9 protein-coding genes are annotated in these 14,161 nt (G+C 47.9%); 7 read left to right on the plus strand and 2 right to left on the minus strand.

Annotated features, from left to right (window positions below; genetic code table 11):
• The first annotated feature begins 23 nt into the window (after positions 1-23).
• The gene (locus QUA02_RS17150; protein WP_333029388.1) at positions 24-1,613 is read left to right on the plus strand and encodes a sensor histidine kinase; all 1,590 of its coding nucleotides are present in this window, start codon (positions 24-26) and stop codon (positions 1,611-1,613) included.
• A 176-nt stretch (positions 1,614-1,789) separates the two neighbouring features.
• Positions 1,790-2,353: a hypothetical protein gene (locus QUA02_RS17155; RefSeq protein WP_333029389.1), complete on the plus strand. Its 564-nt coding sequence runs from the start codon at positions 1,790-1,792 to the stop codon at positions 2,351-2,353.
• A 569-nt stretch (positions 2,354-2,922) separates the two neighbouring features.
• Here QUA02_RS17155 and QUA02_RS17160 read toward each other — a convergent pair.
• Together QUA02_RS17160 and QUA02_RS17165 are read right to left on the minus strand one after the other, a co-directional pair.
• A complete protein-coding gene (locus QUA02_RS17160) occupies positions 2,923-4,119 on the minus strand; it encodes a GNAT family N-acetyltransferase (protein ID WP_333029390.1) in 1,197 nt (398 codons plus the stop codon).
• Positions 4,120-4,190: 71 nt separating this feature from the next.
• Positions 4,191-5,150, minus strand: a complete 960-nt coding sequence (locus QUA02_RS17165) for a RibD family protein (protein WP_333029391.1) — start codon at positions 5,148-5,150, stop codon at positions 4,191-4,193.
• Positions 5,151-5,437: 287 nt separating this feature from the next.
• On the opposite strand from QUA02_RS17165, the gene QUA02_RS17170 reads away from it, so the two are divergent.
• The 5 genes from QUA02_RS17170 (at position 5,438) to QUA02_RS17190 (ending at position 13,970) form a co-directional block, all read left to right on the plus strand.
• Entirely contained in the window at positions 5,438-5,818 is a 381-nt protein-coding gene (locus QUA02_RS17170; RefSeq protein ID WP_333029392.1) for a photosystem I reaction center subunit IV, read from the plus strand.
• Between the two features lie 2 nt (positions 5,819-5,820).
• Positions 5,821-6,753 (plus strand): DNA-formamidopyrimidine glycosylase, encoded by a 933-nt coding sequence (locus QUA02_RS17175; RefSeq protein ID WP_333029393.1) that lies wholly within the window; start codon positions 5,821-5,823, stop codon positions 6,751-6,753.
• A 189-nt stretch (positions 6,754-6,942) separates the two neighbouring features.
• A complete protein-coding gene (locus tag QUA02_RS17180) occupies positions 6,943-7,158 on the plus strand; it encodes an NAD(P)H-quinone oxidoreductase subunit O (protein ID WP_015178120.1) in 216 nt (71 codons plus the stop codon).
• Positions 7,159-7,350: 192 nt separating this feature from the next.
• Positions 7,351-8,328, plus strand: coding sequence for a malate dehydrogenase (gene mdh, locus QUA02_RS17185; RefSeq protein ID WP_333029394.1), 978 nt, complete (start codon positions 7,351-7,353; stop codon positions 8,326-8,328).
• A 1,082-nt stretch (positions 8,329-9,410) separates the two neighbouring features.
• A complete protein-coding gene (locus tag QUA02_RS17190) occupies positions 9,411-13,970 on the plus strand; it encodes a PAS domain S-box protein (protein WP_333029395.1) in 4,560 nt (1,519 codons plus the stop codon).
• Positions 13,971-14,161: the final 191 nt, after the last annotated feature.

A 14,161-nucleotide genomic window follows, 5' to 3' on the forward strand; every position in this document is an offset into this window, starting at 1 on the left:
AATTACCAATTACCCAATTCCTAATGTTTCAAACTACCCGCCGCCGCCTTGCAATTTGGTACACTGCCGTTACTGCCGTGTTGTTACTTGTATTCGCGACAGGTTTCTATTTCTACGTCCGCAATACTTTAATCGATCGCATTGATGACACCCTCAATCATGTTGTCGAAGTAATAGAGCGAACTCTCGTTATCGAACCGCTAACTTTCCCTACTAGAGAAGATAAAATTAAGTTGCAAGTTAATATTCAAGCCAGTTTTCGAGATAGCACCGATGCAGTAGAAGACGACCACATTGATTTAGAATGGTTCAGTCCTACTGGCGAATTGCTGTGGTCTACATTATCGGAACCGCTGAATATTCCCATTCACGCTAACCGCACCGGCGAAACAGTTTGGATAATTAATAATAAGTTGCAGTTTGAGGGCACAAATCAGGCAGAAGAAAGTTTGGCAACGGGCAATGCACGGGATGTCACGGATTTAATGGATAGAGAGAAGAGGGCTTTAACCGCAGAGGCGCAGAGGGCGCTGAGGGGAGAAATTGGAGATTTTGATGGGGGTTTGAATGCAAGTTTGGAGGAGAATCGAGATTCGATCGCACAAAATACAAATCGCGTTTCTACCAAACCGATTAGCATTCGGACAACTCAAAACTATTCTCTCAGACAAGTGACGCAGCGAGTGGAAATCGGCCGCCAAGTTCTGGGATATTTGCGAGTCAGCCATCCTTGGTTTGAAGTGACAAAACCCATCCGCCAATTAATTCTCGATTTGATTTTGGGCGCTGGTTTAACTCTAATTTGCGTGGCGGCTATTGGCTGGCTGCTGTCGGGATTGGCTATGAAACCTGTGCGGGAATCTTATGGGCGTCTCAAACAGTTTACCGCTGATGCTTCCCACGAACTCAGAAATCCGATCGCCACTATTCAAACTAACGTCCAAGTAGCTTTGGCGGAACCGGATATCGAACCGCAGCAGTACCAACAGCTACAAGTTATCGAACGCCTCACCCGCCGTTTGGGGCGCTTGGTTGACGATTTGCTATTTTTAGCCAGACAAGATAGCGGTATCGTGCAGCAGCAGTGGATTGATGTTCCCCTCGATGCTTTGCTGATGGAGGTAATTGAAGAACAACTCGCGATCGCCACTGCCCAAAATCTCTCTCTTTCTTTAGAAATTGTCGATCGACCAAACGCTGAGGATAACTTTACAGTCTTAGGCGATTGGGATCAACTAGCCCGACTGTTTACCAATCTTGTCAGCAACTGCGTGCAGTACACGCCGTCTGGTGGCAAAATTCAAGTACAATTGCAGCTTGCAGCTAAAAACAAAAGAAATTCGCCGATATTAAATCCAGCGCTGCAAATAAAAGTAACAGACACCGGCATCGGGATTTCCCCAGAAGCCCTGCCGCATTTGTTCGATCGATTCTACCGCGCCGATCCCGCCCGCACCCACCGCAGCGCCGCCGGTTCCGGTTTAGGATTAGCCATCGCCAAAGCAATTGTCGAAAATCACCGCGGCCAAATCCGCATTGACAGCCAAGTCGATCGAGGTACAGTTGTTACCGTCACCCTCCCCGCCCGCAAATCAGAAGCATCTGGCCTCTAAACTTCCCCTCTTCCTCTCCTCTGCGCCCTCTGCGCCCTCTGCGGTTAAAAAAATCTACCCCTCAAACCCAGATTCTTCCTACCTCGCGCCCAAACCCAGCTATTAAAATTCATTTCCGCCATAGATTAACATAAACGTTGTTGGAAAACCTCGATCGAACTCGTGAGGAGTTATTTATGTTTCGCCACAATCTACCGTTGAAAAAAATCAGCTTGCTAGCAGCCACCTGCGGGGGTTTACTCGTCAGTCTCGCAACACTTTCCCAAGCCGGCGGCCCCCCGCCCCAACAAGGAAAACCCGTTTCCCAACCCGCAGCCAGTCCCGCAACTGGAAAGCCCGTCAGCGAACCGAGTCCCGCCATGAGCCCGGGCCCCAACGGGATGCCTGCCGCACCCCAAAACGCCCCCGCCCGCTTCCCCATGCCAACTGCGCGAGTTACGCCTATGGAGGGCATGGTAGCAATTAAACTCGTGAATACCACCAATGCCGTCATCAATTATCAAGTGATTGGCGTTACCCCACCGCGCACTCTGGGCGAACAATCTGAAATTTTGCTCGCAAACATCAAAGTACCAATCACCCTCACTTACCAGCGTCCAGACGGCGGATTGATGCTGGTTCGCCCGCAAGCCACCGCGATGCCGGGAATGTTGCAAGTCAGTTTCGGCGCGACAACTGACTTGGGCGTTGATACTAAATCGCTGGAAATTCAAGAGGATGGAAAGGTAATTTTGAATTAGGTTAATTGGTTGACGGTTGACGGTTGACTGTTGACTCTTGGCGGCACAAGAGGACACGGCAATGCCGTTTCCCTACCTCAAAATAATCGATTGTGTAGAAGAGGAAACAAGAGGAAACGGCAATGCCGTTTCCCTACCCCAAAATAATCACGATCGCGACCTGAGAGATATAACCATCGCCCGATTAATTGTAGGGAAACGGCACTGCCGTTTCCTGATTTCGGGTAATATCAAATCCGGTTGCATCGGAATAATATATTTGGATGATGTCAGTGCGAGCGTCCATAGCGAACGATCCATGCCGCGAGCGAGACGCTCGCACGCTTATAATTCCAAAATCACCGGATTTGATATAACGGGTAAAATCAACTCGATTAGATGATGAAATTGCCCTGTGAGTGCGATCGCATATAACCATCGATCGCACGGCAAAAGAGGAGACGGCAATGCCGTTTCTTGCGACCCAAAATAATCAATCTTCCTAGATGAGAGATGTAACCATCACCCAATTAACTGTACGAAAATGGCACTGCCGTGTTTTGATTTCTGGCTGATTTCTGCCGTGTCTTTCAATCGCCGAGCAACAAAGGAGGTAACTTAGTAAAAGGTAAATCCTCGTTGACTGCATCAATTTCTTCCTGTTCTCTTTCGTTGATTTGACCGATATAAGACTTGAGAATTTGCGCCAGACGGTTGTTATAAAATCGGTGCAAACTATAATTTGGCGTAGCTGGAAAGCCGCGCCGTTTTTTGTGCCGCCCGCCCGCACCCGGATCGAAGGTTTGGATGCCCCGATCGATCGCCCATTCGATCGGCGTATAGTAACAAGCATCGAAGTGCAAGCAGTCGATTTCCTGCAAACTACCCCAGTAGCGCCCGTACAGCCGATCGCCCTTATACAAACAAAATGACATACCCACCGGCTGTCTGTCATCTTCCTTGTCGTAAGCGGCTACAAACAAAACTCGATCGCGATAATTGTGGTGCAACTGTTCAAAAAATCGCTTCGTCAAATATTTGCTTCCCCACCAGCCGAATTTGTCGCAAGTATTCTCATAAAAAGCATACATTTGGCCGAACATCGGTTGGGGAATTTCATCGCCTGTCAAAGTTTTCACGAACAAGCCTGCTGTTTCAACAGCTTTGCGTTCGCGTTTGATATTGCGGCGCTGGTTGGCATTAAATGCGCCTAAATAATTGTCAAAATTTTGATAGCCTTGATTTTGCCAAATATAACTGTGGTGCAGCCAACTGCTGAAACCGTGGCGTTCCATTCTTTCGCGCCATTCTGGATCGACATAAAGGAAATTGCAGCCGGAGATATTGTGGCGATCGCAAAAATGGTCGATCGCGCTTACCATTACTCCCGTTAACTCGTCTTCATCTTCCCCCTCGGCAATCAAGAACCGATAGCCTTCAGCCGGAGTAAACGGCGTCATTCCCATCAATTTCGGATAGTATTGAATGCCCAAACGCTGAGCTAAATCGGCCCACTGATTGTCGAACACAAATTCGCCGTAGCTGTGGCTTTTGACATAAAGTGGCGCGCAAGCAATCAACTGTTTGTCTCGCCACACAGTCAAGTGATGCGGCAGCCAACCGGTTTTACCTGTCGCGCTGCCCGATACTTCGAGATTGTTAAGCCAATCCCATTCCAGAAATGGAGTTTTTAGCGGCATCGCCAAGGCATCCCACGACGCTTGCGGGATTTCGCCTATTTTGCTAATCCAGGCTACAGAATATTGAGGTTTTGGCTGTTGCAGCATAGGGAGACTTGTGCGTAGAGCGATCGAACTTCATTTAACTTAATACAATTTCCTCTGTTCGACACTCGTTACTAGGCAGAGCCTGGTAACGAGTTAAATCGATCGATCCGATAATGCAAAAATACCTCTTGCCCCACCTGTTTTACAGCCAAAAGCTCCAATTTCGGCGCTAAATCCCCCAAAAAACCCTTTCCCTCCACTGGTGTCGGTGCATCCGCGCCCCCCAAAATTAACGGGCAAACCGTCAGCCAAAGTTCGTCAACCAAGCCCGCAGCCAGCACAGACGCTACCAGTTTTCCCCCGCCCAGAATCGCCAACCGTTTTAAACCGAAGCTTGCTAGCTGTTGAAACGCATCAATCCAATCAATCTCTCCACCTGCGGTTTTTGCATAGACAGTGCGATCGAACTTACTGTCTTTCATCGGGTAGGGAGACGGCAATGCCGTTTCCCCGTCTTTCATCGGGTAGGGAGACGGCAATGCCGTTTCCCCGTCTTTCGTCGGAGACGGAGACGGCAATGCCGTTTCCCTACTGTCTTTCATCGGGTAGGGAGACGGCAATGCCGTTTCCCCGTCTTTCGTCGGAGATGGAGACGGCAATGCCGTTTCCCTACTGTTTTTCATCGGGTAGGGAGACGGCAATGCCGTTTCCCCGTCTTTCGTGGGAGATGGAGACGGCAATGCCGTTTCCCTACTGTCTTGCCCCGTCAGCAGCCAGCGGGGAACCGGTTGCTGGAAAAATCGCAAGTTGGGGTCAAATTCGATCGATCGCGAACACACAATTTGCACCGGTTGTGGGGGCTTCCCTTGCAGTTCCCTCTGTTTGACCAATTCCGGCGAAATCACTCTCATCGTCGTCCCATAAGCCTGTAATGTGCCGTTGCCGAACAAAACGGCGTCACTTGCTGCTACTTGCTGTTCGAGGTGGGCTTTGTCGTTGGCAGAACCGAATCTCGCGGGCGATCGTACTGCATCTGCAATTTTACCGTCAGCACTGATCGCGAGTATTACTGTTGCGTGAGGTCCAGTCATTACTTATCAGAATTTCGCAGAACATTTAACTGTAGCAATTCACAACTATTTGTAAAGTTTGTTTTCAACTCGATCGCACTGGTTTTATTTGACGGATAATGTCAGTTTATTTATTTTGCAACCCCAGCGATCGCCCTACCAAAGTATTTACTTTTCTTTACAAACAGCAAACCAAAAAACGGGGCGGGAGGTAAAAATTTCGTTGCAGACTTTAAATGCGCCGCGCGATCGACTAAAGTAAAAAAAATGGCTTGATCCGTTTATTCATCGCAAAGGAAAAAAAGCTCATGGTTCAACGCGGTTCTACAGTTCGGATTCTCCGCAAAGAATCCTTCTGGTATCAAGAAGTGGGCACCGTTGCTACGGTAGACCAAAGCGGTATTAAATACCCAGTTATCGTTCGCTTTAACAGCGTAAATTATGCAGGCGTCAACACCAACAATTTCGCCCAAAGCGAATTAGTGGAAGTGGCAGCACCCAAAGCCAAAGCGAAAACAGGGACTCCAGTAGCTTCCGGCGGCAAACAAACCACGCTGGACGAGAAAACGCGGAAAACCGGCAGCGGTGGCGCCCCCCAGCAGCCGAAAACTTCGACGGACAGCAAACCGGGCGCCGAAACGACCGGCACCGTCGAAGGTTCGCCAAATCAAGGAACAGAACAACGCTAATTGTGCCAGAACTGCCAGAAGTTGAAACTATTTGCCGGGGTTTGAATCAAGCAACCCTCGATCGAGAAATTGTGGGCGGGGACGTGTTGCTAAACAGCACGATCGCCCGCTCAATCTCTGCGACCGATTTTTTGACAAAACTCAAAGGAAAGTCGATCGCCCGCTGGTACAGGCGCGGCAAATACCTCCTGGCAGAACTATCTCAATTAACAGAAGGAGAAAGAGAGAAAGGGAAAGGGGGAGAATTTAGGGCTCAAACTCCAAGTTCTTCCCCTCTTCCTTCTTCTTTTTTCCTTCCTTCAAAAGCCGGCTGGTTGGGCGTTCACCTGCGGATGACGGGACAACTGCTGTGGGTGCACCGATCCGAACCCCTGCAAAAACACGCGCGAGTCAGGCTATTCTTTGAGGGAAACCAAGAATTGCGGTTTGTAGACCAGCGCACCTTCGGGCAAATGTGGTACGTGCCCGAAGAAACTGAGGTTTCCAGCACTGTCATCGGTCTGAAACTTTTAGGGCCCGAACCGTTTTCAGACGAGTTTACAACAGAATATTTGGCCCGCAAGCTGCACCGGCGGGCGCGACCCATTAAAACAGCATTGCTAGACCAGTCACTGATAGCGGGTTTGGGCAATATTTACGCAGACGAAACTTTGTTTTTGTCGGGGGTGATGCCGACAACTCTCTGTGCGGATTTGACCGCAGACCAAATTGAGCGCATCCATACAGCTATTATTCAAGTTTTACAGAAGGCGATCGACTCCGGCGGCACAACTTTTAGCAATTTTCTCAACGTCCAAGGTGTTAACGGCAACTACGGCGGTGTCGCTTGGGTGTACAATCGCGCCGGCCAACCCTGCCGCACTTGCTCCACAACTATCGATCGGATAAAATTAGCAGGGCGATCGACTCATTTTTGCCCGGTTTGTCAGCAATAAGCAGAAGTCAATGGATTTGAGATTTGAGATTTGAGATTTTAGAGGCGACCCCACGAATCGCACCCCTTTATTCCTTAGTCCGCTTGGAGTGGACTTCGTTTGTTTAGTAGCGATTTCAATCGCCGAGTGACTTTCAAGGCAAATCTAGATTAAAATTTGTATAGTTTTTTAAACTAGACAGAGCAAGTTATGGCAATCAAGAAAGGCAGCATAGTTCGCGCTGTACGCGAAAAATTGGAAAACAGTCTCGAAGCCAAAGCCAGCGACCAGCGCTTTTCCTCCTATATATTTGAAACAAAGGGCGAAGTAATGGATGTTCGCGGCGACTATGCCTTCGTCAAATTTGGCAAAGTCCCTACTCCGAATATTTGGCTGCGGGTAGACCAACTCGAAGATTTTAAGTAACAAAGCTAACATTAAACATCGCTCTTTTCAATGTAACGTAGGGTGCGCAGTGCGCACCTTACCAAAACTCAGCTAAAATCTAAAACCTAAAATTTAAAATCTAAACATCGCTCTTTTCAATGTAATGTAGGGTGCTTGTGGCGCAGCTTACGAAGACTCAGCTAAAATCTAAAATCTAAAATCTAAAATCGAATGACTTCTCCCAATTCCACCACCCTAAATTCTCCATCAACCCGCGTCTCAATTATTGGTGCAGGCAAAGTCGGCAGTACCTTAGCCCAGCGAATTGCCGAGAAAAATCTGGCAGATGTAGTATTGCTAGATATTGTAGAGGGTTGGCCGCAGGGCGTTGCTTTGGATTTGATGCAAGCAAGGGGAGTCGAACGCCACGATCGCCAAATTGTCGGTACAAACGATTATACAGATACGGCCAACTCGAACATCATCGTAATTGCCGCCGGAGTGCCGCGCAAACCCGGTATCAATCGGGAAGATTTAATTAAAATCAATGCTGCAATTGTTACCGCAGCCGCAAAAAGCGCGATCGAGCATTCTCCCGAAGCAATCTTAATCGTCATCACAAATCCCCTAGATATCATGACTTATTTAGCTTGGGAAGCTGCTGATTTGCCAAAACACCGAGTCATGGGTATGGGGGGAATTCTCGACTCCGCCCGCTTTCAAACTTTTATTGCAATGGAATTGGGCGTTTCTATTGCTGAAGTCAATGCAACTGTCCTCGGTTCTCACGGCGATTTAATGGTTCCTTTGCCCCGCTATTCCACTGTCAACGGTATTCCCATCGCTCAACTTATGGATGCTGGGGCGATCGATCGAATCGTACAGCGGACTCGCCACGGAGGCGCAGAAATCGTCTCATTGATGAAGACTGGCAGTGCCTATTTTGCACCCGCATCTTCGGCCTGTTTGATGGTAGAATCAATTTTACTCAATCAGTCGCGACTCTTGCCTTGCTCAGTTTATTTGCACGGCGAATACGGCGTGCAAGATATCTTTTTGGGAGTTCCCTGTCGCTTGGGATATCAGGGAGTCGAACAGGTAGTGGATCTCGAACTCAGCGATACCGAAAGAGCAGCTTTTATGGATTCGGGAAAACTGGTTTTGCAAAGTATTGAGGAAGCCCGATCGATACTGAAGAATGCTCGTTAAGCAAGTAATAGCGCGTCAACAGAAAGTACAAGGCTTTTGAAGGCAGAAGGCAGAAGGGAAAAAATGTACCCCTCAATATTTCTGGTTAGACAATTTCATCTATAAAACTTAGGTAGTCTCGACTCAAGAAACCCGGTTTATTGTTTTCACCGCTGTTGCTTCCATGACTTAATTTTGTTAAAAAACTGGGTTTATGCCTGAGTCCCCATCCAAGCTAAAATTGCTTGACTTTACCCCAAAATGTGATAGTTAAATATTAATATTTGATCTAAACTGCTACATTTCCCAAGAAACGCAATCACAAGGAAAAAAGTCCTCGATCGCCCTTGAGTTGAGCCAATTTAACTAGAGCCGGGAACTTTCCAACTGTTTGACCTAAAAGTTAGCTCTGTTTCGGTACATTTTAATCGGTAGATTTTAAGCAGTTTAATAAATAAAAGCTAGAGCATAAAATAATTATAATGGAAGGAAACCTATCTAACATATTCGATGGCCCCAAAGGCTGCATCAACTCAAATTTAAGACAGATAAATCGAGAATTAGCGAAAACAATAGAAAGGCGATCGCCTAAATTTAAACAAATTTTAAGAGAAGCGCTCCCAACAGGATATTCGATCGCAAAGCCAAGGAAACCATCCCTTGAGTCTGCGGTATAATAAAAAGGCGACAATTGCAACCGCAGGCGATCGAAAAAAATGTCAAAATTAGTCAGGACTCTCCGCGCGCTCCCGCGATGAAACCCGGTTTCTCGTTTCCACTTTGGGAGCTTCCCTGACTTAATTAGGTTAAGAAACCGGGTTTATGCGTAACATTTGTGAGTAAAATTCCCAATTATTGAGAATTTATGCCGCAGCATATCACCGATCGCCCGCTTTGTCAGTAAATATACGGACTTAAGAGGCTCGATCGACCTTCTAATCTAGAAAAAATACGAAAATGTAGCGTGAGTATCTGCTAAGTGCTAGCAGAAGGAGGAGAATTTGTCCTTTGCCCTTATTGTTTACCAGGCTCCACTTGCAGAGCGCTATTGAGATGCCATCAACCTCGATACCAAACCGCAAAATAACTAAAGCAATAGCATTATGTTTCATGAATACCTGTATCAAGAAGTAACCAACCTGCGCCAGAAGCTAGCTAACCTAGAAAAAGAAACGCAGTCTCAAACCTGGTTCAAAAAACTGCAAGCGCTGATGGGCGTAATTAGCAAAATTCGCGAATCCCTAGAGTTAGAAACAATATTCAAAATCACAGCGACCGAAGTCCGACAACTTTTAAATGCCGATCGAGTCGCCGTCTACCGGTTTCTTCCCGAATCCGAATGCAACGAGGGCGAAGTAGTTTCCGAAGACGTACTTCCCCTATACAGCCCATCTTTGGGAGCAAGAGTCCGCGACTACTGCTTCGGCGAACAATTTGCAGTCAACTACGCCAAAGGTTACGTTCAAGCAGTCAGCGACATCTACAAAGCGCGGTTGAGCCCTTGTCACCTCAAAATCCTCAAGCGATTTCAAATCCGAGCCAACTTAGTTGTACCCCTACTGCAAGGGAAACATTTGTGGGGATTGCTGTGCATTCACTCCTGCGGTAAACCCCGCGAGTGGCAAGAAGACGAAATCGAATTTGCCAGACAAGTAGGCGACCATTTAGCAGTTGCCATCTACCAAGCCGAACTGCACTTGCAAACCCAGAGGCAAATAGCAGAAATCGAATCCGCGCAGCAAAAACTCCGCGACAGCGAGCAAAAATATCAACAAATTATCGATTCGATCGCCGATCTAGTATTAGTCAAAGGCCCTCAATCAAAAATCGTCTGGGCTAATAAAGCATTTCGCGATTATTACGACATGACTCAAGAGGAATTTCAAGGAATTATAGACGCACCTTTGAGCAATCCCGACCATACTCTCCAGTACATTAAAGATGACGCCTTCGTATTTGAAACCGGACAAACCCTGCAAATTGCCGAAGAACCGGCGACGCGCTACGACGGAGAAGTGCGGCTTTGGAGCACCGTCAAAACACCCATCCGCAATCAAGACGGCCAAGTCACCATGACTGTCGGCGTCTCCCGCGACATGACGGAACGCAAAGCAGCAGAAGAAGCTGTCAAAGCCAGCGAAAGCAAATACCGCAGCCTGGTAGAAACCTCCCAAGACATGATTTGGTCGGTCGATGCGATCGGGCGCTACACCTTCGTCAACCCAGCAGTTAAGTACATCTACGGTTACGAACCAGAAGAAATGCTCGGTCGGCCTTTCTCCGACTTTGTGACACCAGAACAAAGCGAGAAAGATTTAAAAGTTTTCGCCCGCCTGTTTGCCGGAGAATCAGTTTTCCAGTACGAAACCACCCAAATCGCCAAAGACGGCAGCATGAAACATTTGATGTTCAATGCGATCGCCCTGTACGACGAAACCGGAAACTTCCTCGGCACCACCGGTACAGCCACCGACATTACCGATCGCAAGCGCGCAGAAGCCGCATTGCAACACGCAAACGCCGAACTAGAGCGCAGAGTAGAAGCACGCACGGCAGAACTGCGCCAGACTTTTGCCGCCCTCAGTGTCAGCGAAACCAGGTTTCGGACGATCGCTGCCACCCTCCCGGGAGCAGTGTTTCAATTTTGCAGCAGCCAGGGAGTGTGGAGAGTTGACTACATCAGCGATCGCATCTTCGATATTACCGGCGTCACAGCAGCAGAAATGATGGGAGACTTAAATACATTCATTTCTCGCGTCCACCCCGAAGACGTGGAAAGCCACCTCGCTTCCGTCAACGAAGCCTTAGAAAATCTCTCTCCCTGGCACTACGAAGGGCGAATAGTCAAGCCAGACGGCGAAATTCGCTGGTGGCAGGGCGACTCCATGTCCACCCGCAGCGAGAACGGCGAAATCGTATTTTGCGGCGTATTGTTCGACATTACCGATCGCAAAGTTGCCGAAACCGCCATCCGCAACAGCCAGCGGCAGCTAAAAGAAGCCCAGAGACTCGCCCACGTCGGCAATTGGGAACTCGACGCAGCCACCAAAAGCGTCACTTGGTCGGAAGAATTTTTCCGCATCTTCGGGCTCGAACCGACCGAAAGCGCGCCCAGTCTAGCCGAACAGGCCGCTCTGATCCATCCAGAAGATTTGGAATTGTGGCAGACTAAAGTACAGGGGGGACTCGACACGGGCATCCCCTTGGATTTTGACTTGCGCTTTTACCGTCCCGACGGCACGCTACGGCACCTCAACGCCGTAGGCCGCGCTGAAACCGATGCCAGTGGCCAAGTGCTAAAACTGTTCGGCACGGCGATCGACATTACCGATCGCAAAGCCGCCGAAACTGCCCTGAGACAAGCAGCAGCCGAGTTGGAAGACAGAGTGAGCGATCGTACGGCCGAACTTTCCCAAGCAGTCGCCCAGTTAGAACAAGAAATTGGCGATCGAAAACAAGCAGAAGCAGCGCTGCAAGTTTCCGAACAAAACCTGCGAACCATATTTAACAATGTCTACGATGCTATCTTCATTCACGATTTAGAAGGCAACATTCTCGATGTCAATAATCGAATGTTAGAAATGTACGGAGTGAGCCAGGAACAAGCAACAAATTTATCAATTAAAAACGACTATTCAAGCGGCGACAATCTCTCCGAACAAATTGGAGAACTTTGGGAAAGAGTATTAGCCGGCGAAACACCCCGCGTGGAATGGAAAGCGAGGCGTCCCAACGACGGTTCAACCTTTGATGTAGAAGTTGCCCTGTCCAGAATTCATCTCAACGGCAATCTCAGCGTCATTGCCAACGTCCGAGATATTAGCGATCGCAAACTTGCAGAAGCAGAACTGCAACAGGCTCAACAGTTTATGGAATCAGTGCTCAAAACCATACCCGTAGGAGTAGTTGCCAAGGATGCCCAAGAACTGCGGTTTGTACTGTGGAACCCGGCCGCCGAAGAGTTGCTCGGTTTCAGTGCAGCAGAAGTTATCGGCAAAAATGATTACGACTGTTTCCCAAAAGAACAAGCTGATTTTTTCACCGCCAAAGACCGGGAAGTTCTCAACAGCGGGCAAATTGTAGACATCGCCGAAGAAGAGATTGAAACGCGCCAAGGAGAATCGCGGATATTTCACACCAAAAAAACAGCAATACTCGACGCTGATGGCAAACCGCAATATCTATTAGCTGTCACCGAAGATATTACCGATCGCAAGCTAGCAGAAAGTGCCTTGAGGCGATCGTCAGCCCAACTCAAGCAGCAAGCAGATCGAGAAAAATTGCTCAACATTCTCACCGCTCAAATCCGCAATTCCCTCGACTTCGACAGCATCGTTACAGTCGCAGTTAAGGAAATTCGCGCTTTCATGCAGATCGATCGTTGCAACTTTGCCTGGTATCGCTGCGACGGAGACGAACCTTACTGGGAGACAATAAAAGAATCTCGCCTCCCCGAACTTCCCGATTTAACAGGTCGCTATCAAGCTTCCGACTTCGGCCCTCTGGGAGAAGCAATCTTGCAGATGGAAATGCTGCGGGTGGATGATGTCGAAACAGTCGCAGATCCTGTTTGGAAACAAACCCTTCGATCGATCGGCTACCAATCTATATTAATCATCCCCATGCAGGCACTTTCCGGGGTAACGAGTGTAATTACCTGCGGCTCCTGCAGTTCTGTGCGGCTTTGGAGCGACAGCGAAGTAGAATTGTTGGAAGCGATTACAGTTCAATTGGTGATCGCCCTCAACCAAGCCGATCTTTACGCCCAAACGCGCAATAAAGCTCTCGAATTAGAGCAAACGTTGCAGCAATTAACCAGCGCTCAATCGCAGTTAATTCAAAACGAAAAAATGTCATCTCTCGGTCAACTTGTGGCAGGAGTCGCCCACGAAATCAACAACCCAGTTAACTTTATTTACGGCAATCTCACCCACGCTAACGACTATACTCAAGACTTGCTCGGGCTGATCGAACTTTACCAAAACCACTATCCCGAGCCAGTCCCGGAAATTCAAGAGGAAGTAGAAGCTATTGAACTCGAATTTCTGATGGATGACTTGCCGAAACTGCTTTCCTCGATGAAAGTCGGTGCAGACAGAATTCAACTAATCGTGGCCTCTCTGCGCACCTTCTCCCGCATGGACGAAGCAGAAATGAAAGCAGTCAACATTCAAGAAGGCATAGATAGTACCCTGATGATTTTGCAGCACCGGCTCAAAGCCAAACACAATCATCCAGAAATAGAGGTGATTAAAGAATACGGCAAGTTGCCGTTAGTAGAATGTTATGCCGGACAGCTAAATCAAGTATTTATGAATATCTTGAGCAATGCTTTAGATGCTTTGGAAGAAAGCGACGCGCGGCGTTCTGCTGACGAAATGCGGCAAAATCCTAGTATCATCTCCATCAAAACTGAAATGCCCAAACCAGATCGAGTGCTGGTTCGGATTGCTGACAACGGCCCGGGAATGACAGAGACTGTCCGCAATCGACTTTTTGACCCATTTTTTACCACTAAACCTGTGGGAAAAGGTACTGGGATGGGTTTGTCAATTAGCTACCAAATTATTACAGACAGACACGGCGGGTCGCTGCAATGCACTTCTTCGCCGGGACAGGGTGCAGAATTTGCGATCGAGATTCCGCTGAAAGCTAATTGTTAATTTGTTAATTTGTTAATTGTTATTGGTTATTTGTTATTTGTTAGTTGTTACTAGGGGTAACTGGTAATTTGTTACGAGTAGCGGTAATTATAATTTAAAATGACAACTAACAACCATTGGTAACAAGTTAGAACGGAGTAGATTTTGTCAATACCCCTTTATGTAGAAATATAATTGAATAATAATGATAA

Origin of the sequence: Microcoleus pseudofavosus SVA1_A4 (genome assembly GCF_036700565.1) — a bacterium.
Taxonomy (GTDB): Bacteria; Cyanobacteriota; Cyanobacteriia; order Cyanobacteriales; family Microcoleaceae; genus Microcoleus.

Bases quoted from the DNA above. Each gene is read 5' to 3' on its own strand.
- QUA02_RS17190 (WP_333029395.1), top strand. From the start codon at position 9,411: ATGTTTCATGAATACCTGTATCAAGAAGTAACCAACCTGCGCCAGAAG.
- QUA02_RS17160 (WP_333029390.1), bottom strand. From the start codon at position 4,119: ATGCTGCAACAGCCAAAACCTCAATATTCTGTAGCCTGGATTAGCAAA.
- QUA02_RS17170 (WP_333029392.1), top strand. From the start codon at position 5,438: ATGGTTCAACGCGGTTCTACAGTTCGGATTCTCCGCAAAGAATCCTTC.
- QUA02_RS17165 (WP_333029391.1), bottom strand. From the start codon at position 5,150: ATGACTGGACCTCACGCAACAGTAATACTCGCGATCAGTGCTGACGGT.
- QUA02_RS17150 (WP_333029388.1), top strand. From the start codon at position 24: ATGTTTCAAACTACCCGCCGCCGCCTTGCAATTTGGTACACTGCCGTT.
- QUA02_RS17180 (WP_015178120.1), top strand. From the start codon at position 6,943: ATGGCAATCAAGAAAGGCAGCATAGTTCGCGCTGTACGCGAAAAATTG.
- QUA02_RS17155 (WP_333029389.1), top strand. From the start codon at position 1,790: ATGTTTCGCCACAATCTACCGTTGAAAAAAATCAGCTTGCTAGCAGCC.
- mdh (WP_333029394.1), top strand. From the start codon at position 7,351: ATGACTTCTCCCAATTCCACCACCCTAAATTCTCCATCAACCCGCGTC.